At 41.6% G+C, this 22,867-nt stretch carries 28 protein-coding genes; 15 read left to right on the top strand and 13 right to left on the bottom strand.

Annotated elements, in window-relative coordinates; all coding sequences use genetic code 11:
* Nucleotides 1-63 precede the first annotated feature (63 nt).
* Nucleotides 64-234 (top strand): hypothetical protein, encoded by a 171-nt coding sequence (locus AUR67_RS21095; protein ID WP_161936918.1) that lies wholly within the window; start codon nucleotides 64-66, stop codon nucleotides 232-234.
* 537 nt (nucleotides 235-771) lie between these two features.
* On the opposite strand, the gene AUR67_RS00480 is transcribed toward AUR67_RS21095, so the two are convergent.
* Nucleotides 772-2,085, bottom strand: coding sequence for a short-chain fatty acid transporter (locus tag AUR67_RS00480; protein WP_058583710.1), 1,314 nt, complete (start codon nucleotides 2,083-2,085; stop codon nucleotides 772-774).
* 115 nt (nucleotides 2,086-2,200) lie between these two features.
* Entirely contained in the window at nucleotides 2,201-3,154 is a 954-nt protein-coding gene (locus AUR67_RS00485; protein ID WP_058583711.1) for a chemotaxis protein CheV, read from the bottom strand.
* A 145-nt stretch (nucleotides 3,155-3,299) separates the two neighbouring features.
* Between AUR67_RS00485 and AUR67_RS00490 the strand changes: the two genes are divergently transcribed.
* Together AUR67_RS00490 and AUR67_RS00495 are read left to right on the top strand one after the other, a co-directional pair.
* The gene (locus tag AUR67_RS00490; protein WP_058583712.1) at nucleotides 3,300-4,364 is read left to right on the top strand and encodes a potassium channel family protein; all 1,065 of its coding nucleotides are present in this window, start codon (nucleotides 3,300-3,302) and stop codon (nucleotides 4,362-4,364) included.
* Nucleotides 4,365-4,527: 163 nt separating this feature from the next.
* Complete coding sequence (locus tag AUR67_RS00495; protein WP_054563926.1) at nucleotides 4,528-4,740, top strand: hypothetical protein; 213 nt, start codon at nucleotides 4,528-4,530, stop codon at nucleotides 4,738-4,740.
* A 26-nt stretch (nucleotides 4,741-4,766) separates the two neighbouring features.
* On the opposite strand, the gene AUR67_RS00500 is transcribed toward AUR67_RS00495, so the two are convergent.
* Entirely contained in the window at nucleotides 4,767-5,798 is a 1,032-nt protein-coding gene (locus tag AUR67_RS00500; RefSeq protein ID WP_058583713.1) for a hypothetical protein, read from the bottom strand.
* Nucleotides 5,799-5,883: 85 nt separating this feature from the next.
* Nucleotides 5,884-6,345: an EVE domain-containing protein gene (locus AUR67_RS00505; RefSeq protein WP_058583714.1), complete on the bottom strand. Its 462-nt coding sequence runs from the start codon at nucleotides 6,343-6,345 to the stop codon at nucleotides 5,884-5,886.
* Nucleotides 6,346-6,424: 79 nt separating this feature from the next.
* Here AUR67_RS00505 and tesB point away from each other — a divergent pair, with 79 nt between their 5' ends.
* Nucleotides 6,425-7,282 (top strand): acyl-CoA thioesterase II, encoded by an 858-nt coding sequence (gene tesB, locus AUR67_RS00510; RefSeq protein ID WP_054552365.1) that lies wholly within the window; start codon nucleotides 6,425-6,427, stop codon nucleotides 7,280-7,282.
* Here the strand turns inward: tesB and plsB are convergent.
* Complete coding sequence (gene plsB, locus AUR67_RS00515; protein WP_058583715.1) at nucleotides 7,279-9,729, bottom strand: glycerol-3-phosphate 1-O-acyltransferase PlsB; 2,451 nt, start codon at nucleotides 9,727-9,729, stop codon at nucleotides 7,279-7,281. The two genes, tesB and plsB, sit on opposite strands and share 4 nt — an antisense overlap.
* Before the next feature lie 431 nt (nucleotides 9,730-10,160).
* Here plsB and rpsJ point away from each other — a divergent pair, with 431 nt between their 5' ends.
* The 11 genes from rpsJ to rpsQ are packed head-to-tail and all read left to right on the top strand — an operon-like array spanning nucleotide 10,161 to nucleotide 15,128.
* Nucleotides 10,161-10,472: a 30S ribosomal protein S10 gene (gene rpsJ, locus AUR67_RS00520; RefSeq protein ID WP_002957900.1), complete on the top strand. Its 312-nt coding sequence runs from the start codon at nucleotides 10,161-10,163 to the stop codon at nucleotides 10,470-10,472.
* Between the two features lie 27 nt (nucleotides 10,473-10,499).
* A complete protein-coding gene (gene rplC / locus AUR67_RS00525; protein WP_036974218.1) occupies nucleotides 10,500-11,135 on the top strand; it encodes a 50S ribosomal protein L3 in 636 nt (211 codons plus the stop codon).
* A gap of 17 nt (nucleotides 11,136-11,152) precedes the next feature.
* Nucleotides 11,153-11,758, top strand: a complete 606-nt coding sequence (rplD, locus tag AUR67_RS00530) for a 50S ribosomal protein L4 (protein ID WP_054552367.1) — start codon at nucleotides 11,153-11,155, stop codon at nucleotides 11,756-11,758.
* Nucleotides 11,755-12,057, top strand: coding sequence for a 50S ribosomal protein L23 (gene rplW / locus AUR67_RS00535; RefSeq protein WP_054552368.1), 303 nt, complete (start codon nucleotides 11,755-11,757; stop codon nucleotides 12,055-12,057). The genes rplD and rplW overlap by 4 nt, the downstream gene beginning before the upstream one ends.
* Nucleotides 12,058-12,074: 17 nt before the next feature.
* The gene (rplB, locus tag AUR67_RS00540; protein ID WP_058583716.1) at nucleotides 12,075-12,899 is read left to right on the top strand and encodes a 50S ribosomal protein L2; all 825 of its coding nucleotides are present in this window, start codon (nucleotides 12,075-12,077) and stop codon (nucleotides 12,897-12,899) included.
* A gap of 16 nt (nucleotides 12,900-12,915) precedes the next feature.
* Nucleotides 12,916-13,194: a 30S ribosomal protein S19 gene (rpsS, locus tag AUR67_RS00545; protein WP_010376377.1), complete on the top strand. Its 279-nt coding sequence runs from the start codon at nucleotides 12,916-12,918 to the stop codon at nucleotides 13,192-13,194.
* 14 nt (nucleotides 13,195-13,208) lie between these two features.
* Nucleotides 13,209-13,541 (top strand): 50S ribosomal protein L22, encoded by a 333-nt coding sequence (rplV, locus tag AUR67_RS00550; RefSeq protein ID WP_055016519.1) that lies wholly within the window; start codon nucleotides 13,209-13,211, stop codon nucleotides 13,539-13,541.
* A gap of 11 nt (nucleotides 13,542-13,552) precedes the next feature.
* On the top strand, nucleotides 13,553-14,254 hold the full coding sequence (gene rpsC, locus AUR67_RS00555) for a 30S ribosomal protein S3 (RefSeq protein ID WP_054552370.1): 702 nt from the start codon (nucleotides 13,553-13,555) through the stop codon (nucleotides 14,252-14,254).
* Nucleotides 14,255-14,266: 12 nt separating this feature from the next.
* On the top strand, nucleotides 14,267-14,680 hold the full coding sequence (gene rplP, locus AUR67_RS00560) for a 50S ribosomal protein L16 (RefSeq protein WP_036974208.1): 414 nt from the start codon (nucleotides 14,267-14,269) through the stop codon (nucleotides 14,678-14,680).
* On the top strand, nucleotides 14,680-14,871 hold the full coding sequence (gene rpmC / locus AUR67_RS00565; protein ID WP_054552371.1) for a 50S ribosomal protein L29: 192 nt from the start codon (nucleotides 14,680-14,682) through the stop codon (nucleotides 14,869-14,871). The genes rplP and rpmC overlap by 1 nt, the downstream gene beginning before the upstream one ends.
* Entirely contained in the window at nucleotides 14,871-15,128 is a 258-nt protein-coding gene (rpsQ, locus tag AUR67_RS00570; RefSeq protein ID WP_054552372.1) for a 30S ribosomal protein S17, read from the top strand. Before rpmC ends, rpsQ begins: the two co-directional genes overlap by 1 nt.
* 178 nt (nucleotides 15,129-15,306) lie before the next feature.
* Here rpsQ and AUR67_RS00575 read toward each other — a convergent pair whose 3' ends face one another.
* From AUR67_RS00575 to AUR67_RS00605, 8 genes are all read right to left on the bottom strand, one after another.
* Complete coding sequence (locus tag AUR67_RS00575; RefSeq protein WP_058583717.1) at nucleotides 15,307-16,191, bottom strand: hypothetical protein; 885 nt, start codon at nucleotides 16,189-16,191, stop codon at nucleotides 15,307-15,309.
* Nucleotides 16,192-16,320: 129 nt separating this feature from the next.
* Nucleotides 16,321-17,514, bottom strand: coding sequence for a dipeptidase (locus AUR67_RS00580; protein ID WP_058583718.1), 1,194 nt, complete (start codon nucleotides 17,512-17,514; stop codon nucleotides 16,321-16,323).
* A 60-nt stretch (nucleotides 17,515-17,574) separates the two neighbouring features.
* Nucleotides 17,575-17,832, bottom strand: a complete 258-nt coding sequence (locus AUR67_RS00585) for a YheU family protein (protein WP_058583719.1) — start codon at nucleotides 17,830-17,832, stop codon at nucleotides 17,575-17,577.
* Nucleotides 17,829-18,809, bottom strand: a complete 981-nt coding sequence (locus tag AUR67_RS00590) for a hydrolase (protein ID WP_058583720.1) — start codon at nucleotides 18,807-18,809, stop codon at nucleotides 17,829-17,831. The genes AUR67_RS00585 and AUR67_RS00590 overlap by 4 nt, the downstream gene beginning before the upstream one ends.
* 142 nt (nucleotides 18,810-18,951) lie before the next feature.
* A complete protein-coding gene (locus AUR67_RS20990; RefSeq protein WP_119852677.1) occupies nucleotides 18,952-19,092 on the bottom strand; it encodes a DUF3149 domain-containing protein in 141 nt (46 codons plus the stop codon).
* A gap of 229 nt (nucleotides 19,093-19,321) precedes the next feature.
* Nucleotides 19,322-21,478 (bottom strand): ATP-binding protein, encoded by a 2,157-nt coding sequence (locus AUR67_RS00595; RefSeq protein WP_058583721.1) that lies wholly within the window; start codon nucleotides 21,476-21,478, stop codon nucleotides 19,322-19,324.
* A gap of 117 nt (nucleotides 21,479-21,595) precedes the next feature.
* Entirely contained in the window at nucleotides 21,596-22,252 is a 657-nt protein-coding gene (locus AUR67_RS00600) for a helix-turn-helix transcriptional regulator (RefSeq protein WP_054563917.1), read from the bottom strand.
* A gap of 230 nt (nucleotides 22,253-22,482) precedes the next feature.
* Nucleotides 22,483-22,854, bottom strand: a complete 372-nt coding sequence (locus AUR67_RS00605) for a histidine triad nucleotide-binding protein (protein WP_058583722.1) — start codon at nucleotides 22,852-22,854, stop codon at nucleotides 22,483-22,485.
* Nucleotides 22,855-22,867 lie beyond the last annotated feature (13 nt).

Raw genomic sequence — 22,867 nt, forward strand, 5'->3', positions numbered from 1 at the left:
CAAAGGCTAGGCACGTTAAATTTTGTAGGAAAACGGCCTAACCTATTAACAATCCGGCAAAAAATGCGAATACATGGAGAGTATATTATGCGTGAATTAACCACAATTGAAATTGAACTGGTTATTGGTGGAGTGCTATCGAATACAACAGTTAATGAAGGAGACTTTGAAAGGAAAGATAGGCCTGGGTTTGGCATGCCACACTTGCCTGTACCAACAGAAACTGATGATTGAGTTATTTTTTAGATAAGGAGTAATGTTCTCCTTATCTAAATATCATTTAAAGAATAGTAACCTGGTTAGTAACTATTACATGCTTAAGTGAGTAGCTTTTATTACGCGCTTATTTTTATGCTGAAATGACTAGATGAGTTTGCTCTACTATTAGCTATTGAAAGTTCTGTTTATGAAACAATTTTTATTAATTTTCTTTATCACTTATATCATAACCAGAGTTGCTTTTTTTTGATTTTTCTATTTCAAAAAGTAGTAGCTTGGTAGATTATTTTATCGATATATCTGCGTTCATTTTAGTGTACTTCGTTGTTTCTAAGATCGTTTGCTTTGTATTAAAAAGAGATAAAAGAAGCGATAGCAGTGATTCTAATTGTAAGTGATAGACTGTTGTTTTCGTAGAATGAAGCCCTGTTTCGGCGGTGATTGCAGACCGAATTTGAGTTTTGGTTACCTTTGATAAACAAACCGTTTTGAAGAGGGACTCTCGCTATGAGCTTTTACCCCTCTCTAATAGGTGATGTTTATAAAGCTTTCTTAAGGGTAAAAACTCAGCATTAACGATATAAACACGCCGGTGATGATCAGCTGCACAAGGCAAAAGCCCATGATGTCTTTGGCTTTTAAGCCGGCAATAGCAAGTACGGGGAGTGCCCAGAACGGCTGAATAAGGTTAGTCCAGGCATCGCCCCATGCGACAGCCATAGCAACCCGTGGCATATCCGCGCCAAGTGTTTGTGCTGCAGGAATGACAATCGGCGCTTGCACTGCCCATTGGCCGCCACCTGACGGCACAAATATATTTACAAACCCTGCGCTTAAAAAGCTCCAAAATGGCAGAGTTTCGGCTGTTGCAATGGCAATAAATCCTTCAGAGATTTGTTGAGCAAGTCCTGTATTTACCATAATGGCCATGATCCCCGCATAAAAGGGAAATTGAATCACAATACCAGCGCCACTAGGGATTGCTTGCTGTAAGCTGCTAAGTAAATTATGCGGCGTTTGATGCAGTAAAATCGCGCTAAATAAGAAAATAGCGATCACGCTATTTAAGTTTAAGCCGCCTTCGTTTAGCACAAAATAATAGAATAAATAGGCAAGTCCAACGGCACCTATACCCATGCCTAACAAACGGCTATGTTCAATTACTTCGGCAGGGCGGGTAGGTTTATCTGCTTGCTTTGATTCATCTTCAAGCTTTACAGGTTCAACATAAACGCTGTCTTTTTCGCTTGGCAACATGTAGCGATTTACCAGCGGCATGATAATAAATAAGCCCACAACAATAGCGATATTAAATGCCGAAAAAATCGTGTTTTCGGTGCCTATTACCCCAATACTTTGCTCTGCAAAGTGGCCATCGGTTGCGATTGTTAGCGGCACTGAACCGGCTAAGCCGCCATGCCAAACAATAAAACCTGAATAGGCACTGGCAACTAATAAACGGTAATCAACGCGGGTTTGTTTCGCAATTGCTTTGGCGAACAAAGCGCCAATCACTAAACCAAAGCCCCAATTTAGCCAGCTTGCCAATAAAGACACGAGCGTAACGAGTATGATCGCTTTAGCAGGGCTGTTGGCAAGAGTCGCGAGTTTGTTGAGTATACTGCGCATCACCGGGGTACTCGCTAGCATGTAGCCTGTTAGCAGTACTAGCAGCATTTGCATGGCAAATTGTAATAGGTTCCAAAATCCACCACCCCAAGCCGCGAGCACTTGCGTGGGCGTTGACGGCGTAAAGAGGCTCGCAACGATAAAGCTCAGCAAGGTGAGTAATATAACAAATACAAACGGGTCGGGTAGATAACGCTCTACTAGTTTAGTGAATGGTTTAGCAACGCGATTTAGCATAGTTTTTATTGTTGTCGTCGAATCGATAATGCCAATAAATCATGAATAACGATGATTGGCAAATTGCGACGTCGTTGCTTTAGCTTATGCCTTTAAAAACTGATGCTAAATGCGTTTACTGTGAATCTTGCTCTAGCACGGCTTTTAAGCGGGCTTGAACTTCTTCTACTAACAGTATTGGCTGGAATTTTGATAAGAACGCATTACAACCAACCTTCTCAACTAAAGCTTGGTTAAAGCTACCACTCAAAGATGTATTAAGCACAATATGTAGGTTTTTCATGCGGCTGTCGTTACGAATTTCGTGTGTTAAACGGTAGCCATCCATTGCTGGCATTTCAGCATCGGTGATCACCATGAGTAACTCTTTCTCTACATCTTTACCTTGATCTGCCCATTCTTTTAGCATTTCGAGTGCTTCAAGTCCGTTACGAGCAGGTATGATTTCGATGCCAAGTTGCGACAAGGTATCGCTTACTTGCTTACGAGCAGTTGGCGAGTCATCGGCGTGAAGAATTTTGCGGCCTGCAAATTCGTTCACGATGCTTTTATCTAGAATGTCTTCAGATATTTGTACTTCGTACTCAACGATTTCGGCGAGCACTTTTTCTACGTCGATAATTTCAACCAGCTGCTCTTGGCCATCGCGTTTTACTTTAGTTAAGGCTGTTAGGTAATGATTTTTACCAATTGCAGTTGGTGGTGGCATGATATCTGACCACGTCATATTGATGATTTGATCAACTTTACCAATTAAAAAGCCTTGCACGGTACGATTGTACTCGGTGATAACGAGGTTTGTATCTTCGATGTGTTTAGCTTCAGGCATGTTTATCGCTCTGCGCAAATCAATCACTGGAATTGATTCGCCACGAATATTTACAACCCCAGAAACTTTAGGGTGGGCGTGGGGAATTTTGCTAATTTGCGGTAACTTCACCACTTCTTTAACTTTAAACACATTGAGAGCGAATAAGTGGCGACTGTGTAGGTAAAATAGTAAAAGCTCTAAGCGGTTTTCACCGACCAGTTGCGTACGCTTATCGACGGAAGCAAGAACACCTGACATATTTCACCCTAAACACCTAATACAGAGATAGTATAGTCTACTATCATTTTTCATCGACATGCATTAGTAATTTTCCATCAGTTGCCAAAGAGCAAGCATTACAGTACCGTATCGATAATTTCTTCCACTATAAATCGCAAGGATTATGCATCATATATTTAATCGTTTAGTGGTACTTATTCGCAGCCACATTGATCAAGTAAGTTGGCAGGCTGTGGTATTTACTACGCTTTTGCATATGCTACTTATTTGGTGGCTGCTTATGCTTGCAGGAGAGCAAGCGCTCACACCACTTAGTACTTATTTTTATTATTATGTAGTAACTACATCTACAGTTGGCTATGGCGATTTTAGCGCGAGCACCGAGCTTGGCCGTTGGATTGTCGCATTGCTGCAAATACCTTTTGGTTTAGCATTATTTGGCGTTCTGTTAGGAAAAACAGGGCAAACAGTAACTTATTTAATTAGGCGCGCTATGACGGGTGATAAAAGCTTCGCACATATAAACAATCACATTATTATCTTTGGTTGGCACGATACACGTACTAAAAAGATGGTTGACTATATATTGGCCGATCATAAACGCTTAGATCGTCGTATTTTATTGGCGGTTACTGAGCAAATGGAACATCCGTTTTTAGCAAATCCTATGGTTGATTTTGCTCGTCTAAGTAGCTTTACTGACTTAGATGAGTTGAAAAGAATTGCCATTGATCGCGCCGACAAAATTATCATTGATGGCCAAGATGATGACCAAACGTTTACAACAGCCCTGCGCATTAGCAAGTTGGTCAATGAACAGTGCCACATTAGCGCGCACTTTACTGATGAAACTAAAATCGAAATGCTACATGAGCATTGCCACAATGTAGAATGTAGCAGTGCTAAGTCAGCCGAGATCTTAGTGCGCTCAATGCAAGACCCAGGTTCAAGTCGTGTGCAAGAAGAGCTGTTATCGACACTACATGGGGATACTCAATTTAGTTTACCTATTCCAAAAGGCGTGCAAGCAATGGAATTTGGCAAGCTGTTTCATCACTTTAAATATAGTCATGATGCTATACTGCTGGGTGTCGCACATAATTTGAGTGCAAAAAATATGGACTTAAACCCGCCACTTGATTACGTGGTAAGTGAAGGAGATATTTTGCATTATATAGCTGCGGAGCGTGTTTTGAATGACGAAGTTGATTGGTCAGCGTTGGTATAGTACCAATCCGCAATAATACTTAATCATTTTGAGGGATTAAACCTGTTGCTAACTGCGTTAAAAATTCCTCATTTAGAACAACTAAATAACAAAATTTTTGCCTTGCTATCAACAAGGTTTCATTGCCTCAAAATGGACCACTTAATTAAGCGAATTGGTATTTATGAACGAAGTTGTGTTTTTAATTATTGTACTCAGTGCCTACATTTTACCTGTGGTCATTGTGCTCAATAGTAAACGCACTCAAGGCCACGAAAAGAATGCTTGGTTAATCGGTATCATCTTCTTTTCGTGGTTAGCTTTAGTAATGTATTTAACAATCATCCCTAAACATGGGCGGGTCAAAAAACACCGTAAAGTAAAGCCTAAGGGTTAACTTACCTAAAGCTGACAGCAGGTGTATCACTTCAACTGTTTTAGTTTATGATCTATCACAGGATCATCAGGTGAGAGTTGCTGCGCCACTTCTAAGACCTTAATTGCATCGTTTGGGTGCTCATCTTGATGTTTGATTGCAACATCAATCAGCGGCTGCACATCAATCGCATCTTTTTGCTCTTGAATGTGCTCGGCTTTTTCTTCAGCTAAAATTGTATGCGCGGTGCTTAGTAAGGCTAAACGATGTGGCGAACTCTTATTTGCCTTATTTAGGCGACGATAATAGTCTTCTTTAAAGCGCAGCGTTTTGGTTTGCTGGCGGAATTGGGCTATATCAACTTGCTGGTGGCTAATAAAATCAACAGCAACATCTTTATAAAAGCCAAACTTATTTAAATATGTTGCATGAACACTATGGCCCATACCAAACACGCGTAAGTGGGTTAGTTGTGGGTAACGTTTAGCATGAGCTCGGTCGATGCGATTCGTTGGGTCGTAAATAATATAACCCTTTGCATGGCCTAAATCTAAATCGTGGTAGTCACCGTTCCAATCAAATTTTTGCGCGATGTCGGTACTTGAACGATCATCCCATGGCGCTTTTTCTTTATTTTTTGTGCTAACAGGGTGAAAGAGCAAGACTTTATCAAGCTTTAATAGATTGGCAAAGGCACCAACGGCAAAGCCTCCTCGACTCAAACCATAACCTAATCGCTCTTTGAACCCGCCAATCAGTGGTGCTAGCTGCTCAATGAAAAACAACAGATTACGGTGCCTAAACCAGTTGCTAATGCCTAAATGTTGAAAGGCGATAATATTCACATCTTGCTTTTTCGCGAGCTTATAAGCCCAAGGCGAAAAATCATCAGTGATATCATGTTCTTGATAATTGGTTCCAGCAGGAGAGAAGGTAATTAGCAGGGGCTTATTGGCATCAATGATATGGTATTTCACATAAACATCACCGAGCAAATCACCGCCAGTCATAGGGACAAGGCTTTGTTGCTCATCGCGTGGGAGGTTGGTCCATTCCTCTAACCAATACAATAATTTCATACATCCCCCACGTTACCTCTAAAATAAAGGGGCAAAATTATAGCAAAAATAGCAGCTAATTAAAAATGGCTTCCATTTTAGAATCTTAGCTTTCGCTCATTGCTATGATCTGTTGCCAGTCATGTTCGGTGACTGGCATTACTGACAATCGGCCACCTTTTTTAAGGGCGATTTCGGTAATTGAGTGATTGGCTTTAATCGCTTGCAGACTAACTAGCTTTTTAAGGTGTGATTGGTATTGCACATCGACCACAAACCAGCGCGGGTTATCAGCGGTTGCTTTGGCGTCGTAGTAATCGCTATTTAAATCAAACTGTGTTGGGTCGGCATAGGCTTCGCGAGTCACCAAAGCGATACCTGCAACACCCACCTGTTTACAACTTGAATGATAAATCATCACCAAGTCACCGTGCTTGATACCATCGCGAAGAAAGTTGCGAGCTTGATAATTACGCACGCCATCCCACATAGAGGTTTGCTCAGGTGCGTTTTTTAGATCATCAATTGAAAATGCATCGGGTTCGGTTTTAAAAAGCCAATAAGCCATAATAAGGTGCTCTTACAAAGATTTACTTCCAATTAGTCTATAGTATCATTAAACGCTTGTCGGGATTGAGGATAAATAAATGAGCCAAGTATTAGATGACCTACTGTCATTAATGTCGTTAGAAGAGATTGAGCAAGGCTTGTATCGCGGGCAAAGCCAAGATTTAGGATTTAGAGCTGTATTCGGTGGCCAAGTAATGGGCCAAGCTCTATCTGCCGCAAAAGAAACATTACCACAAGGGCGTATTGTTCACTCTTTACACTCTTACTTTTTGCGCCCAGGTGATGCTGCAAAGCCGATTGTCTATGATGTAGAGAATATCCGTGATGGTAAAAGTTTTAGTACTCGCCGTGTAAAAGCAATTCAATATGGCAAGCCGATTTTTTACATGACCGCTTCTTTCCAAGGTGAAGAAGAGGGCTTATCACACCAAGCGCAGATGCCTGATGTACCTCAGCCTGAAGAATTAAAGTCATCGCTTGAATTTTACCAAGCAAATGCAGAGCTTATTCCTGAACCAATTCGAAATAAGTTCATTCGTGAAGTGCCAATTGAAATGCGCCCTGTGACTTTTCATAACCCATTTAAACCACAAGTGATGGAGCCAGTTAAGCATATTTGGTTTAAAGCTAATGGCGAGATGCCTGACGATCAGCGCATTCATAATTACTTACTTGCGTACGCATCTGACTTTGAATTTTTACCAACTGCATTACAGCCGCACGGCGTATCGTTTATGCAGCCGAATATGCAGGTTGCGACGATTGACCATGCGATGTGGTTTCACCGCCCGTTTAGACTAGACGATTGGATTTTATATTCGATTGATAGCCCAAGTGCGAGCTCTGGTCGTGGTTTGGTGCGAGGTCAGTTCTTTGACCGTCAAGGCAATTTAGTTGCCTCAACGATCCAAGAAGGGGTCATGCGTCAGCGTTAATCTTTTGTGTGCTGAGCTTGGCTTTGCACTATATCGTCAATTGACTGCCAGACCCGTGCTGGCAGCAATGCTTTAAGATATAAATACACTTCACACAGCTCATTGCTGCCCGTTAAGCCTTGCTCTGTTTCGGTAATTAGCTTTTGCTCTCGCAAGCTTGAAATAAAACCAATCAGTACTTTTTTGTCGAAGAACTCAGGGGTTTTAATGCCGTGCAAGGTACCTAAGCGCTCAGCTAACACTTGGCTTTCGTGTTCAAGTTCTTCACGCTCAATACCACTGCTAGTTTGAATAAAGCCAACCACGATAGCGTAGCGTTGCAGTGTTAAGCTTAGGGCGCGACCGAGCATTTCGAGTTTCGCTAAGCAATCGTTGCTGTTAGTGATCTTGATATTATCGCCATCAATTTCAATCAGGTCTTGATCAACGAAGCTTGCGAGTACGCGAGTAATGTAGTTTTCATCTAGCTCGTGTAAGAACCACTCTTTGGCAAACAACGGGTAAAAACGTGCAATCAAGGCTTGGCAATCAGCCATGGTCGTTTGATGTGCTTTGAATAAATGCAGCGCTAATAAGCTCGGTACTGCAAATAAGTGCAACACGTTATTACGGTAGTAGTTGAACAGTGTTTTTTCTTTATCGTTAATCGCGATAATTTCACCAAACTCGTCACTGATAACATCAAACTTATTAAGTTTAAGTGCATGTTCTAATAGCTGCTCGGCGCTTTCGTCTGGTGTGGTAACCTTTTCGCTGTAGCTTGCGCTGCGCTGTAAATGAAGATAAAACTCTAGCTGAGCAATCAGCTTAGGTTTACTTAACGCGTGCTTATCATTAACCAGTAAAATCATCGCAAGTAGATTCACCGCATTAAGTGCTGCAGCGCTATTAATATTAACCATTACTTTATCAGCAAGGTTAGCGACTTGTGGTCCAAGCCACTGTGGCTTTTGCACGTCGGTTGGGTGAATCGATTCTCGCCAATCAGGTTGTTGATCATTGAGGTATTGGTTTATCGATATAGGGTCGCCAAAGTTTAAATAACCACGACCATAGTTTTTCAGGTTTTTAATTGCCTTAAAGATACCTAATACAGACTCACCTTTTTTATCGTTACCGGCAAGCTCTTTTAAGTAAGTATTAATTTCCATTACGTGCTCATAACCAATGTATACAGGCACAATCGAAATAGGGCGATCAATGCCGCGTAACATAGCTTGTAATGTCATAGCGAGCATACCTGTTTTTGGCGGTAACAAGCGACCAGTACGGCTACGACCACCTTCAGTGTAAAACTTTACTGAATAGCCTTTGATAAATAACTGGCTCAGGTACTCTTTAAATACTGACGAATACAATTTATTGCCCGCGAATGAGCGGCGAATAAAGAAAGCACCACTGCGACGGAAAATCCCCCCTGCCGGGAAGAAGTTTAAGTTAATACCCGCAGCGATATGTGGCGGAACTAGGCCTAAATGGTAAATAGAATAGGTCAGCAATAAGTAATCCATATGCGATCGGTGACATGGCATATAGATAATCTCGTGGCCTTTATCTGTAAGCTCATGCACCTGCTCAGAAAACTTAATATCAATACCGTTATAAAGCTTATTCCACAGCCAAGTTAAAATACGATCTGCAACACGAATGGTGGCATCGCTATAATTGGCGGCAATCTCATCAAGTAGCTTCAGCGCATTTTGGCGAGCTTGCTCTTGACTGATGTTTTTTTCTTTCGCTTCTATTTGAATTGCTTTTTTTATTGTTGGTGAGGCAAGTAGCGAATTAAATAGCTGTTCACGTGATGGCATTTTCGGGCCTGTCGCTGCCAATTTTTGACGACGAAAGTGCACGCGGGCTACACGTAATAGTTTATGCGGTAGCTCATCAACTTCAGCTTTTTCATTGACCAATAACGATAAATCGAGCGGCTGACTAAAGCGGATAAAATTATCGCGCCCAGAAAATAGCAACACAAAGAATTTACGAAACCAGCTAGGTGTTAATGAATGAGACACCAAAGTACCTAAACCTGGCTTTTCTTTACCCGGATTACGACCCCATAAAATCGTCACCGGGATCACTTGGACGTTTTTCTCACCTGATTGCATCAGGTGGTCAATAATTTGTTTGCCTTGCTGCAAGGCATTGCTTGGTTTGCTTTTGTTACCAAATAGCGGTGGTGGGTTTTGAATACCGATAAAGCGATCAAGTTCTGCATTACCTAATAACTGCTCTTCGGTCGGGTTAGGTAAGCCGTATTTTTTACATACCCTTGCCAGTGCCGCTAAATCAGAGCGTGCATTTAGCCTAACAATATAAAAAGTAGGGTTGGCTGGGTTTAGGTTGTATTGTTCAATCGGATTTTCTGGCAGCACCTTACTTTTTACAAACAAGCGGTTCATACCGGCAGAAATGAAATTTAAACAACGATTAATGATACGCATCAACTCACCAAAGTTATTAGTAGATATTAAATAGACCGAGTCTGGTCAAAAATAAGCGGCATAGAATAACAATTATTAACTGGACTGACCATTTAAAAGCGATTTTCTAGCCTCTTTACTCGCACAAGTATAATTTAAAGACGCTAATGTTATTGATAAAGTTCGAAAATTAAACAAAATTTAATTTAGGCCTTTGAGATTTTCAAAATAGTTGTTGCATTTATCACCAATCTATCTATAATACGCAGGCTTTCAAAATTCCCTCGGGAACTTGGAAGGAAAGATTAAGCTTGGATTTCAAGCTAATAAACAGGAATTCCGATTTGGAATTCATCGTAGATATAAGAAAGCAGCCGACATCTTAGTTATTAAGATTGTTTCGGTCGTTTTTTTATGCTCTTTTTAAATGCTCTTTATATTGAGGTTTAAGAATGTCAAATCAACGCATTCGTATTCGCCTAAAAGCTTTTGACCACCGTTTGATTGACCAATCAACGGCGGAAATCGTGGAAACTGCGAAACGCACTGGCGCACAAGTACGTGGTCCAATCCCACTACCTACACGCTTTGAACGTTTTACTGTACTAACTTCACCGCACGTTAACAAAGACGCGCGTGATCAGTACGAAATCCGCACCCATAAACGTCTGATCGACATCGTAGAACCAACTGACAAGACTGTTGACGCTCTAATGCGTTTAGATCTTGCTGCTGGTGTTGATGTTCAAATCAGCCTGGGTTAATCGGAAGATTAGAGAGGTTTTAGGAAAATGGCATTAGGTCTAGTCGGTCGTAAAGTGGGTATGACACGTATCTTCACTGAAGATGGTGTATCTATCCCTGTGACAGTTATCGAAGCGACACCTAACCGCATTGCTCAGATCAAATCTGAAGCAACTGACGGTTATAACGCGCTTCAAGTAACCGCAGGCACTAAAAAAGCAAGCCGTGTAAACAAAGCAGCAGCGGGTCACTTCGCTAAAGCTGGTGTTGAAGCGGGTCGCGGTCTGTGGGAATTCCGCCTAAATGGTGGTGAAGGCGATTTTGAAGTAGGCGCTGAGCTTACTGTTGAATTATTCAACGAAATCAACAAAGTTGACGTAACCGGTACTTCTAAAGGTAAAGGTTTCCAAGGTGGTGTTAAGCGCTGGAACTTCAGCATGCAAGACGCTACTCACGGTAACTCTCTATCTCACCGTGCTCCTGGTTCAATCGGTCAAAACCAATCACCTGGTAAGGTGTTTAAAGGTAAGAAAATGGCCGGTCACATGGGTGCTGAGCGTGTAACGACTCAAAACTTAGAACTAGTTCGCGTTGACGCTGAGCGTAATCTGCTTTTAGTTAAAGGTGCAGTACCTGGCGCTATCGGCGGTGACGTTATCGTTAAACCAGCTGTTAAAGCATAAGTCCTGGAGATTTAGTGATGGAATTAGCAATTAAAGACGCTTCTGGCGCTCTTGAAGTTTCTGAAGCTACTTTTGGACGTGAGTTTAACGAAGCATTAGTACACCAAGTAGTTGTTGCTTACGCAGCAGGTGCTCGTCAAGGTACTCGTGCTCAGAAGACACGTTCTGAAGTTAGCGGTGGTGGTAAAAAACCATGGTCTCAAAAAGGTACTGGCCGTGCACGTGCTGGTACAATTCGTAGCCCAATTTGGCGTTCAGGTGGCGTTAGCTTCGCAGCTAAACCACAAGATCACAGCCAAAAAGTAAACCGTAAAATGTACCGCGGTGCGATCAAAAGCATCTTATCTGAATTAGTTCGTCAAGAGCGTTTAATCGTTGTTGAGCAGTTTGGTCTTGAAGCACCAAAAACTAAAGAACTAGTTTCTAAGCTTAAAGAACTTGAGCTTAAAGATGTTCTAATCGTGACTGAAGAAGTAGATGAGAATCTTTTCTTATCGGCACGTAACCTATACAAGGTTGACACGCGTGATGTAGCTGGTATCGATCCTGTAAGCCTAATCGCTTTCGATAAGGTACTTATTACAGCTGCTGCTGTTAAGCAACTTGAGGAGGCGCTAGCATGATCCGTGAAGAACGTCTTTTAAAAGTGATCCTTGCTCCACACATCTCTGAAAAAAGCACGATCGCTGCTGAAGAGAACAACACGATTGTTTTCAAAGTAGCTTCTGATGCAACTAAAGCTGAAATCAAAGCTGCAGCAGAAAAGCTTTTTGAAGTAGAAGTAACTGGTGTTCGCACACTAAACGTTAAGGGTAAAACAAAACGTACTGGCATGCGTTTCGGTCGTCGTTCAGACTGGAAGAAAGCTTACGTTACTCTTAAAGAAGGTAGCGAGCTAGACTTTGTCGGCGGCGCCGAGTAATAAGGGGAGTTAGAATTATGGCACTTCAAAAGTGTAAACCAACTTCTGCGGGTCGTCGTCACCTGGTTAAAGTGGTTAACCCAGATCTACATAAGGGTAAACCTTACGCACCACTACTAGAGAAAAACTCTAAGTCTGGTGGTCGTAATAACAAAGGTCGTATCACGGTTCGTCACATCGGTGGTGGTCATAAGCATCATTACCGTGTAATCGACTTTAAACGCACTAAAGATGGCATTCCAGCTGTTGTTGAGCGTCTAGAGTATGATCCAAACCGTAGCGCAAACATCGCTCTTGTATTATATGCAGACGGTGAGCGTCGTTACATTATTGCACCTAAAGGCTTAAAAGCTGGTGATTCAATCCAATCTGGTATTGATGCACCAATCAAAGCTGGTAACACGTTACCAATGCGTAACATGCCTGTAGGTTCGACTGTTCACAACGTAGAATTAAAACCAGGTAAAGGCGCGCAAATCGCACGTTCTGCTGGTGCATACGTTCAAATCCTTGCTCGTGAAGGTCAATACGTAACTCTACGTCTTCGTTCTGGCGAAGTACGTAAAGTTCCAGCTGACTGTCGCGCAACACTTGGTGAAGTAGGCAACTCTGAGCATATGCTTCGTTCACTAGGTAAAGCTGGTGCAAATCGCTGGCGTGGTATCCGTCCGACAGTTCGTGGTGTTGCCATGAACCCGGTAGATCACCCGCACGGTGGTGGTGAAGGTCGTACATCTGGTGGTCGTCATCCTGTGTCTCCATGGGGTAAGCCGACTAAAGGTGCTAAGACACGTAAGAACAAGCGTACTGATAAATTTATCGTACGTCGTCGTACTAAATAATAGTTGAGGAATAGCCATGCCACGTTCTCTCAAGAAAGGTCCTTTTATTGACCTACACTTGCTGAAGAAGGTAGAGAAAGCGTTGGAAAGCGGTGACAAGAAGCCAATTAAAACTTGGAGCCGTCGTTCAATGATCATACCTAACATGATCGGATTGACCATCGCTGTCCATAATGGTCGTCAGCACGTTCCTGTGTTCATCACAGACGAAATGATCGGTCACAAACTAGGTGAATTTGCACCAACTCGTACTTACCGCGGTCACGCTGCGGATAAGAAAGCGAAGAAACGTTAAGAGGGGAATGATAAATGCAAGCATTAGCTAAACATAAATTCGCCTCTGGTTCGGCGCAAAAAGCACGTCTAGTTGCAGATCAGATCCGCGGACTTCCGGTTGATCGCGCTCTAGAAATCCTGGCGTACAGCCCTAAAAAAGCGGCTGTATTAGTTAAAAAAGTACTTGAGTCTGCTATTGCTAACGCAGAGCATAACGAAGGTGCTGACATTGATGAGCTTCGCGTAGCTACGATCTTTGTGGACGATGGTCCAACAATGAAGCGTATTATGCCACGTGCTAAAGGACGCGCAGACCGCATCCTTAAGCGTACAAGCCACATCACTGTTGTGGTTTCAGATAGCTAGGAGTATAAGTAATGGGACAAAAAGTTCATCCTACTGGTATTCGCCTAGGTATCTCTAAACCTTGGGTTTCTACCTGGTACGCGAATTCAAAAGATTTCTCTGATCAGCTTTTTGGCGATCACAAAGTACGTACTTTCCTTACTAAGGAATTAAAAGCGGCTTCTGTGTCTAAAATCGTTATCGAGCGTCCAGCTAAATCTATCCGTGTAACAATTCACACAGCTCGTCCTGGTGTTGTTATCGGTAAAAAAGGCGAAGACGTTGAAAAACTACGTCAAGCAGTAACTAAGATTGCAGGTGTTCCGGCTCAGATTAATATCGCTGAAGTTCGTAAGCCTGAACTTGATGCACAACTAGTAGCTGACGGTATTGCGTCACAGCTAGAGCGTCGTGTTATGTTCCGTCGCGCTATGAAGCGTTCGGTACAAAATGCAATGCGCATTGGTGCAAAGGGTATCAAAGTTGAAGTTAGCGGTCGTCTTGGCGGTGCTGAGATCGCACGTTCAGAATGGTATCGTGAAGGTCGTGTACCTCTACATACTCTTCGTGCTGATATCGACTACGCAACTTCTGAAGCCTTAACCACTTATGGTATCATTGGTGTTAAAGTTTGGATCTTCAAAGGCGAAGTTATTGGTGGTTTACCACTAGTACAAGAGCAAGAGAAGCCAGCTAAACGCGCGCCAAAGAAAGCCAAAAAAAGTGCTAAGTAGAGGTAGCGAGTAATGTTACAGCCAAAACGTACAAAATTCCGTAAAATGCACAAAGGCCGCAACCGCGGTTTAGCGCAAAACGGTAACAAAGTAAGCTTCGGTACTTTCGGTTTGAAAGCTACTGGCCGTGGCCGTATGACTGCTCGTCAAATCGAAGCAGCTCGTCGTGCTATGACACGTCACGTAAAGCGTCAAGGTAAAATCTGGATTCGTGTATTCCCAGATAAGCCAATTACGAACAAACCATTAGAAGTTCGTATGGGTAAAGGTAAAGGTTCTGTTGAATATTGGGTTGCTGAAATTCAACCTGGTAAAGTACTTTACGAAATGGAAGGTGTTTCTGAAGAGCTTGCTCGTGAAGCATTTAACCTTGCAGCGCGTAAATTACCATTCACAACAACTTTCGTAACTCGGACGGTGATGTAATGAAAGCTAGCGAACTAAAAGACAAAAGCGTAGAAGAGCTAAATGCTGAACTTCTAGGACTTCTTCGTGAGCAGTTCAACCTGCGCATGCAAGCAAGCACTGGTCAGTTAGCTCAGACACACACGCTAAGAACAGTACGTCGCGATATCGCGCGTGTAAAAACAGTTATTAACCAGAAGGCAGGTCAATAATGAGCGATAAAATCCGTACTCTTCAAGGCCGTGTAATCAGCGACAAGATGGATAAATCTTTCACTGTTGCTATCGCACGTTACGTGAAGCATCCAGTATATGGAAAATTCATCAAACGTACGACTAAACTACACGTACATGACGAAAACAACACAGCTCAAACTGGTGACGTAGTTACTATTTCTGAGTGTGCTCCTATTTCTAAGACTAAGTCTTGGACTTTAGTAGACGTTGTTGAGCGTCCAAAGAAAGCTTAATTTTTAATTAAGTTTCCTTACTAAAAAGCCCCGGCATCTGCTGGGGCTTTTTGTTATAAAAAGTAGCTGGAAGCTTTCAGCTGTCAGACGTCAGATTAGATCGAGAAGGGGCTTTCATTTCAGTGTAAGAAAAGTTACTTCAGGTTAAACTGGGTTTAGTTTGTCCTAGCACCTTCAATCATTTCCCCAGCGCTTTATCTATTTCTTCTCTTAACCGTGGGCCTTTTAGATTTTCAGCCATGATTTCGGCAACTTTTGTATTGCTACTATTTTCAAGAGCGGTAATGCGTTCTGCTAAATCACTGGCATAACTATTGTTGCCGTCTCTTGTTGCACGGAAAAATTGGCCGATGAGGGCTGTGGCAGAAATATTGCGAACATAATCATTATCGTCAGTTTGTAACAGTTTTTGAAAGTGCTCAGCGAGCTTAGGCGAGACGTTATTTTGACGAGATAAATTCTCTAAAGTACTGACACGAATCTTAGGGTCATTAGTGTACTCGCTAATGCTTATCATGGCATCGATTACTGCATTTGCTTGGCTGTCGTCCAAGTCGCGTCTGAGCATGCTTAGGGTCATTTTTAGTTGCCCGTAGGCTGCTAATCGCTCATTTTCGGACTTACTCAAATTGAGTAAGGTAGCAAGCGCTTCATTTATTGAGCTGTCGGCATATTGTGGGTCTGCTTTGATGCGCTCGCGGTAGTCATCAGGTAAATTACTTAGCCAGCCAAGTGCCGGATTTCTTTTTTCGATTTCGACTCGTCGCTCTTTTTCTTGCTGTTCCATTGCTTGTTTAACTAATGAGGCAAGTCGCTCAGGATCAATTGTTGGCGCTTTATTTTCAAGCTCGTGAATGCGTGTTTCGAGATCTAAAATATAGCCATGTAAGGCGACTAGATTTTCTCTGTCTTGCTCTGGAATGGCTAACTCTTTTAAGTTAGGTTTTGCTTGCTGAATAACTACAGGCTTGTCAGTCGAGTTTTCTTTTGTATAGCTATAAATAGATAAGCCAAGTGCAATGCTTGCAAATGCCAGCGCAGTATTCCCTTGCCAAGTCGACATATCACATCATCCAAGTTGCTTTGTAATATCAGCAGATTAAAACAAGCTATTTGTATTATCAATTACTTATGATGATAAAAGCAAAAAGCGCAGCTAGTTAGCTGCGCTTTTAAATAGAGTTTATGTCGATTAATGAGCTTTTGCGTATGCTTCAGCTTGTTGCCATACACGTAGCATATTGCCACTTAAAATCTTTTTGATGTCTTTATCACTATAACCACGGTCCATTAGACCTTGCACAAGGTTAGGATAGCTAGAAACATCTTTTAAACCAGTAGGTAGAGAGTCGCCTACACCATCGTAATCTGAGCCAATACCCACATAATCGATACCAATTAGCTCAACTACATGGTCAATGTGATCAAGTACTTGTTCTAAGCTTGCAAATGGAAACGGGTTTTTAGCGCGATAAGCAGCATCAAAATCTTTGCTTAGCTTAGTACCTTCTTTTTTCTTTTCAGCCTTTGCTGATTTAAGTTGATCGTACCAAGAGCCAGCCTTTGCTGTAACAAAGCTTGAGCCGAAGTTAATTTGAATAACACCACCATTCTTTTTAAGTGCTAACAGCATGTCGTCATTCATATTACGCTCAAAGCCTGGGGTGTATTTACGCAGTGATGAGTGTGAAGCAATCACGGGTACCTTTGAAATTTCCATCACTTGGTAAAACGCATCATCAGAAATATGCGATACATCTACCAGCATACCAATGTTGTTCATTTCTTTTACCAGCTCTTTACCAAATGGGCTCAGGCCTTTCCACTTACGACGAATATCATAAGATGAATCAGAAATGTGGTTGCTCTGTGAGTGAGCTAGCGTTATGTAACGTACGCCACGCTCATAAAAGTGCTTAAGGTTTTTAATGTCGCCTTCGATAGGTGAACCGTTTTCCATGCCCATAGCAATCGACATTTTGCCTTGTTTAAACTGCTCTTTAATATCGGCAGTTGAGTCTGCAATAGCGAATTTACTTGGTGCGCGTTGCACAATGGCTTCCATAGAGTCGATTAGCTGATTTGCTAATTGATAGCTTTTACCTTTGCCTTCAAATTCTAGGTTTGCAGGAATGTAAATTGACATGAAAGGAGCGTTCAAACCACCTTGCACAGCACGCGGATAATCAAAATCACCGTCGCTTGTAGCTTTGGTTACGTCAGCCCACTTGTTATGAATACGGTAAGGCACATCGATATGGGTATCGATTAAAATAGTGTCTTTTGCAAGTTTAATGGCTTTATCTGATGCAGTAACCTGATCTGCATTTGCTTGACCAATTAAGGCCAAAGAAACTGCGGCAACCAGTGAGCTTAGTTTTTTCATTTTTTAATGGCTCTTTAAGTTAAAAAGCCATTGTGAAGGGTTACAGTGTAACTTACAAGTTTAGTCGTTAAACGACGCTTGGTACTCTGGGTCAGCTTGTAGAGCAATGAATTCTGATTTAGATATAATCGTAACTGACTCATGTAACTCAGAAAAAAATACCATGGCTTCACCATTTTTAAGCTGTTGATGAACCTGCGCTACTTTGCTTTCAATGCTAAATTCCTGTTCGCCGTAATCAGTGCCTTCACGTAAAACATAACTTTCGATTAAATTATACAGAGTCTCTTTATCGAGGCGTTCGTGGGGAATGATCATAACTGCTCTTTTTTAACTAATTGTTGAAAATACTCAGGAACAATTCGTTCAAGCCAATATTCGGGCTTAAGAGGGTTTTTACCGCTAATAAATCCGACATGGCCCCCTTGTTCTGAGATGCGCAGCGTAACATGTTCACTCACATCTAAGCTATCTGGCACGGCTTTTATTGATAACATAGGGTCATCTTTAGCGTGCACAATCAGCGTAGGCGTTACAATGCTTTTTAAAAACGGTTTTGCACTCGCTTGCTGATAGTAATCTTCAGCACCCTCAAAGCCATGTAATGGTGCCGTGAGCATATTATCGAATTGCCATAAGTCATCAATCGCCATAAGTTTTTCTGGCGTTAGGCTAATTTGCTGTTCGATTTGTGGCAGCTTTCTTTGCATCGACTTTTTCATACGGTCGAGCAAATACTTTTGATAAATCTTGCCTAAGCTTTTGCGAATTACTTCACAAGATGATGACAAGTCAAATGGTGCAGACACAACGGCTGCGCCAGTTAAGTTCGATTTAGTACCTTGCTCACCTAAATACTTTGCCAGTACATTACCACCTAACGAAAAGCCCACGGCAAATAACGGACGTTTTGGAAATTTACTCTTAAGGTGGTTGATGAAAAAGCGCAGGTCTTCTGTTTCACCGCTGTGATAAGCACGTGCTAAACGGTTAACTTCGCGCGAGCAGTTTCGAAAATGCATTAACACCACAGCAAAGCCTTGCTGCTTAAGTTTTTTCATCATGCCTTTAGCGTAAAAGCTATTTATGTTGCCTTCTAAACCATGCAATACAATAGCGAGGGGTGCTTGTTCGTTATGAGGTGTTGCCCAAGCTAGTTCTAAAAAGTCGCCATCTGGAGTATCGATTGTCGATAAGTCGTAGCGGGTATTATGAAAAGGGCGAAAAAAGCGCGGCATTATGGTTTGTAAATGGCGATTGCGCATCCACCACGCAGGCTTAAACTCAGGTAACATAGCTGACACTTTCGAAACAAAATAAGCGCCTATTGTAGCAAGTTTTTGCTTTTTGAGAACCGCTACAAGATTTTAGCTAGCTGCAAATAAAAAGCCCCTAAACAATAAATTGGATAGGGGCTTTGTGCGTCGTGCTTAATTCTTACTTAGGAACTTCTGCGTCGTGTATTTTCTTAATAAAGAAACCAACATAGAAAAGGCATAAAACGATAACAACTGCCAAAATGCCGAATGACATAAATAAAACTGGGTCGCTAAAAAAATCTCTGAAGAATACGTTCATGGTTGTGCCTCCTAATGTCTATGAGTTAATCATAGGCTGGCTTGAGGGCGGCTGATATGATCCAGATCAAGCTATTTTCCTGATGCTAAATAAGGCGATTTAATAGTTGATTTGGATCAAGTTTATTTGGGGAGTTCGGAGCTTTCAGATATGGAAGAGGGGGAATTTCTACGCATATGAAAAATGTCGCTTGCTTGAGGCTAATTAGGATTAGTCTCGCTAGGAGCTCCTATGCTAATTCACTTCGAACATGCTTTAAGTAGGCTTGTAGGCTTTCTTGCCATAGGACTAATGCGTCGGTAAGTGATTCCTTTAAAGGCTTGTTGTCGAGCAGTTTGCGCTCGATTTTCTTAAGCTCTAAACCATAGCGGTTAAAGCCTAGTTGTAAAGCAGTGCTGGCTTGGCGGTGCAGTAGCTTGATGCACTGCTCTTTATCATCCTCGACGAGCTGTTGGCAGCGGATCAGTTTGTTTCTGGCTGACAATACAAATTCGTTGTAAATCGATGACACTTCATCTTCACTGAATGAGCTGACAAGAGTCGCTGCGGCTGTTTCATCATAGAGTGTATCGCGCAGCTCAACAGCAATGCTTGCTGCTTGATTACTTTGTGAATCACTAAGTGCTTGGCGTAGTTTTTGTTGCTTAATTGGTTTGCCAACAATGTCTTTGATGCCAAGTGCTAAGTATTCTTTTATTTCATCAGGGCTAAGGCTCGCGGTGAACGCTAACACCGGGGTTCGCTGGTTTAAATGGTCGATATTTTTTAGCTTTTTCAGCACTTCTTGGCCTGTTAAATCAGGCAAATTCATATCGAGTAATACCACATCAAAGTGATGTTTTTGCATTAGTTCAATGGCACTAGTACCATCTTTTGCCAGCTTAATTTTGTGCTCGTCATCGGCCATAAATTCAATGGCAATTTTCTGATTTAAATCGAGATCTTCAACTAATAACACGTCTAGGCCAGTAACATAATCTTTTGATTGGTGGCGCTGTTCAACAAGGCTAAGCTCACCAATGGCAAGTGGAATATCAAAGCTGAAAGTACTTCCTTTATTAAGTTCACTCTCAATATTGAGCTTGCTGCCTAACTTTTCCAGTAAGCGGCTGGTGATTGCTAAGCCAAGGCCTGTACCACCTTTTTCTTTACCTGCGCTGCTTTGTACATAAGGTTCTGTTAGATATGCAATTTCTTCATCTTCAATACCAGGTCCTGAGTCAATAACACTAATGCGAACAAGGTGATCTAATTGCCCTTCATTGAGCAATTTTACTTGGATTTTTACGGCTCCTTGGTCGGTAAACTTAATCGCATTACCTACTAAGTTAATAATAACTTGTCTGAGTTTTTGTTGGTCGCAGTAATAACATGCTTGATCGGGCAAGTTGTATATAAGTTCAAACTTTAAATGTTTTTGCTCTGCTAAAGGGCTGAGTAAAAGGCACAGGTTATTGAGCCAGGTTTTAAACTCGACGTCTTCTTCGTAGAGCGCTTCATCACGCTGATCAAGGCTAGCGTAATCGAGTACTTTATCTACCAGTAAGTTTAGCGACTCAGCTGAGTTAATTATTGCTTCGCAATAAGGTTTGTCACGTGGGTCACTCGACTGGTTCATGATTAGCTGTGCACTACCCAAAATGCCATTTAACGGTGTACGTATTTCATGGCTAATAGTTGATAGGAATAAACCACGAATTTCTAAGTCTTTATGAGCTTTTTCTGCTAACTGATTGAGGTTTTGTTCGCGGCGTTCATTACATAATAGTGCCATACCAGTTGCATAAAACATCGGCGCAATAACACCATTAATAAATAAAGTGATACTAAACCAATCCGCTGACAATAAGCTTGCTGTTGTGACATCTCCCATCATTAAGGTTCGGCCTGTAAATATAGCCAGAATAATGCTGAGAATTAAAATGTAGACAATGCTGCCATTAGGGTAACTTTTACGGCCATTTCGAATAAATAATGCCAGTAAAAACAAGGCTTCAACTATATGCTGAAGATCAGAAACCAAAATTCGACTACGTAACTCTGCGCTATCAGTGGCAAGGTAAATCATGGTAATCGCGAGCGCCACCGTTATCGCAACAAAGGTTTTAAAGCCAACGCATTTGGCATTTAAAAATTGGCAAATCGCAAGTACATGAATAATGGAAGCACTAAAGAGTAGGGTGTTTGCGATAGCAACACTGGCAATATTATTGATATGACCATGCAGTGCAAAACTCATTACCGATGCAAACATCACTAGAGGGTAGAAAATATAGAGTAAGGTGCCCGGAGTATTATTATTGGTTCGCCATGTAAGGTAATTAAGAAGAGTCATCACTGCCATCATGGCAGCACTGGCGTAATATAAAGTGGCTGAGTCGAGCATTGTATTTCCGGTGTTTTGCAATCAGTTTGAGCATAAAGTCAATTACAGTGTTTAGCAACCAGAAACAAAAACAGACGCGGCTGCGTCTGTTTTAACTTGTAGGATGTTTTGTTTAGTTTAGCGAATTTCGTCTGGAATATTCTGCTGTGCCCAAGACAATAGCTCGATACGGTTACGACATTTAGTTTTTCTAAATGCACTATATAAGTGAGTTTTAACTGTATGTGGGCTGATGCTTAAGTCTTCAGCAATTTCTTTATTCTTCGAACCTTTACTCATTAGTGAGATAATTGCTTTTTCACGTTTAGTAAGTTTAACCGGTTCGATGTCACCATCTGTCAATTTGTGGAGTGCGTCTTTATTGAACTGCAACATACGATTTAGTGCATTACACATGATGTCGCGGCGATACCATAGTTGATCTTCAAGTAATAAACGAATGCCTTTCATTAACACATCAGCATTATCTGTTGTGTAAAACACACCACGAATACCACTTAATAGAGCACGGTTTGCAAGTTCAGGATTTTCATCTAGGTTAAACAGCACGATATCGCATTTTAATCGTAAATTAACTAGCTGCTCTTTTAACTTGCCCCACGGATCTGTGCTTGACGTTTCAATAAATAACAAGCGTGTTCCTTCTGGTACTTCAGAGATATCAGTACCAGATGTCACTGCTAGTCCTTGTGTTTTTAACAATGGCTCTAATACGTTAATGCCAATAGTGTTAATTGGCTCTGGATCTAATAATAAAAAGGCTGAACTACTCATATATATACACTCTTGAATAAAGTTGACAGTTAAATCCTATCACGCAATCCACCCCTTTCGTATTAGAAATTTCTGAGAGTTGTGCAGGAAAAGTACAGTTTGTGTCTGTTTTGTGTCAAAAATTACAGTTAGTTAACTAATCGCAATATGTTAACTAACTGATATATATTTATTATAGCCAAAAATAATATGTTTGTGCTACTTTTTACACTTGTTTACATATCAAAGTATTAGATTGCTGTTTTTTTCTTGTCCTGATATGGAGGCCAGCCCATTTCTTTACCTGCTAACATGTGTAGGTGTATATGGTACACAGTTTGTCCGCCGTGGTCATTACAGTTCATTACGACGCGAAATCCGTCTTCACTAAAGCCAAATTGTTTAGCGAGTTTTGCAGCAACTACATATAAGTGACCGACTAAACCTGAGTTTTCTTCCGTAACATCATTAATCGTCGCTATTGGCGTTTTTGGGATGATCAGCACATGAAAAGGGGCTTGTGGGTTAATATCTTTAAAAGCTAAAGATAGATCGTCCTCATAAACAATATCAGCAGGGATCTCTCGGTTAATAATCTTTGTAAAAATAGTCTCTTGGCTCATACTTAGCTCTCTT

The sequence above is a fragment of the Pseudoalteromonas sp. XI10 genome (genome assembly GCF_001469895.1).
Classification (GTDB): domain Bacteria; phylum Pseudomonadota; class Gammaproteobacteria; order Enterobacterales; family Alteromonadaceae; genus Pseudoalteromonas.

Coding starts and splice junctions, on each gene's coding strand:
- AUR67_RS21095 (WP_161936918.1), top strand. CDS start 64: ATGCGAATACATGGAGAGTATATTATGCGTGAATTAACCACAATTGAA.
- AUR67_RS00480 (WP_058583710.1), bottom strand. CDS start 2,085: ATGCTAAATCGCGTTGCTAAACCATTCACTAAACTAGTAGAGCGTTAT.
- AUR67_RS00485 (WP_058583711.1), bottom strand. CDS start 3,154: ATGTCAGGTGTTCTTGCTTCCGTCGATAAGCGTACGCAACTGGTCGGT.
- AUR67_RS00490 (WP_058583712.1), top strand. CDS start 3,300: ATGCATCATATATTTAATCGTTTAGTGGTACTTATTCGCAGCCACATT.
- AUR67_RS00495 (WP_054563926.1), top strand. CDS start 4,528: ATGAACGAAGTTGTGTTTTTAATTATTGTACTCAGTGCCTACATTTTA.
- AUR67_RS00500 (WP_058583713.1), bottom strand. CDS start 5,798: ATGAAATTATTGTATTGGTTAGAGGAATGGACCAACCTCCCACGCGAT.
- AUR67_RS00505 (WP_058583714.1), bottom strand. CDS start 6,345: ATGGCTTATTGGCTTTTTAAAACCGAACCCGATGCATTTTCAATTGAT.
- tesB (WP_054552365.1), top strand. CDS start 6,425: ATGAGCCAAGTATTAGATGACCTACTGTCATTAATGTCGTTAGAAGAG.
- plsB (WP_058583715.1), bottom strand. CDS start 9,729: ATGCGTATCATTAATCGTTGTTTAAATTTCATTTCTGCCGGTATGAAC.
- rpsJ (WP_002957900.1), top strand. CDS start 10,161: ATGTCAAATCAACGCATTCGTATTCGCCTAAAAGCTTTTGACCACCGT.
- rplC (WP_036974218.1), top strand. CDS start 10,500: ATGGCATTAGGTCTAGTCGGTCGTAAAGTGGGTATGACACGTATCTTC.
- rplD (WP_054552367.1), top strand. CDS start 11,153: ATGGAATTAGCAATTAAAGACGCTTCTGGCGCTCTTGAAGTTTCTGAA.
- rplW (WP_054552368.1), top strand. CDS start 11,755: ATGATCCGTGAAGAACGTCTTTTAAAAGTGATCCTTGCTCCACACATC.
- rplB (WP_058583716.1), top strand. CDS start 12,075: ATGGCACTTCAAAAGTGTAAACCAACTTCTGCGGGTCGTCGTCACCTG.
- rpsS (WP_010376377.1), top strand. CDS start 12,916: ATGCCACGTTCTCTCAAGAAAGGTCCTTTTATTGACCTACACTTGCTG.
- rplV (WP_055016519.1), top strand. CDS start 13,209: ATGCAAGCATTAGCTAAACATAAATTCGCCTCTGGTTCGGCGCAAAAA.
- rpsC (WP_054552370.1), top strand. CDS start 13,553: ATGGGACAAAAAGTTCATCCTACTGGTATTCGCCTAGGTATCTCTAAA.
- rplP (WP_036974208.1), top strand. CDS start 14,267: ATGTTACAGCCAAAACGTACAAAATTCCGTAAAATGCACAAAGGCCGC.
- rpmC (WP_054552371.1), top strand. CDS start 14,680: ATGAAAGCTAGCGAACTAAAAGACAAAAGCGTAGAAGAGCTAAATGCT.
- rpsQ (WP_054552372.1), top strand. CDS start 14,871: ATGAGCGATAAAATCCGTACTCTTCAAGGCCGTGTAATCAGCGACAAG.
- AUR67_RS00575 (WP_058583717.1), bottom strand. CDS start 16,191: ATGTCGACTTGGCAAGGGAATACTGCGCTGGCATTTGCAAGCATTGCA.
- AUR67_RS00580 (WP_058583718.1), bottom strand. CDS start 17,514: ATGAAAAAACTAAGCTCACTGGTTGCCGCAGTTTCTTTGGCCTTAATT.
- AUR67_RS00585 (WP_058583719.1), bottom strand. CDS start 17,832: ATGATCATTCCCCACGAACGCCTCGATAAAGAGACTCTGTATAATTTA.
- AUR67_RS00590 (WP_058583720.1), bottom strand. CDS start 18,809: ATGTTACCTGAGTTTAAGCCTGCGTGGTGGATGCGCAATCGCCATTTA.
- AUR67_RS20990 (WP_119852677.1), bottom strand. CDS start 19,092: ATGAACGTATTCTTCAGAGATTTTTTTAGCGACCCAGTTTTATTTATG.
- AUR67_RS00595 (WP_058583721.1), bottom strand. CDS start 21,478: ATGCTCGACTCAGCCACTTTATATTACGCCAGTGCTGCCATGATGGCA.
- AUR67_RS00600 (WP_054563917.1), bottom strand. CDS start 22,252: ATGAGTAGTTCAGCCTTTTTATTATTAGATCCAGAGCCAATTAACACT.
- AUR67_RS00605 (WP_058583722.1), bottom strand. CDS start 22,854: ATGAGCCAAGAGACTATTTTTACAAAGATTATTAACCGAGAGATCCCT.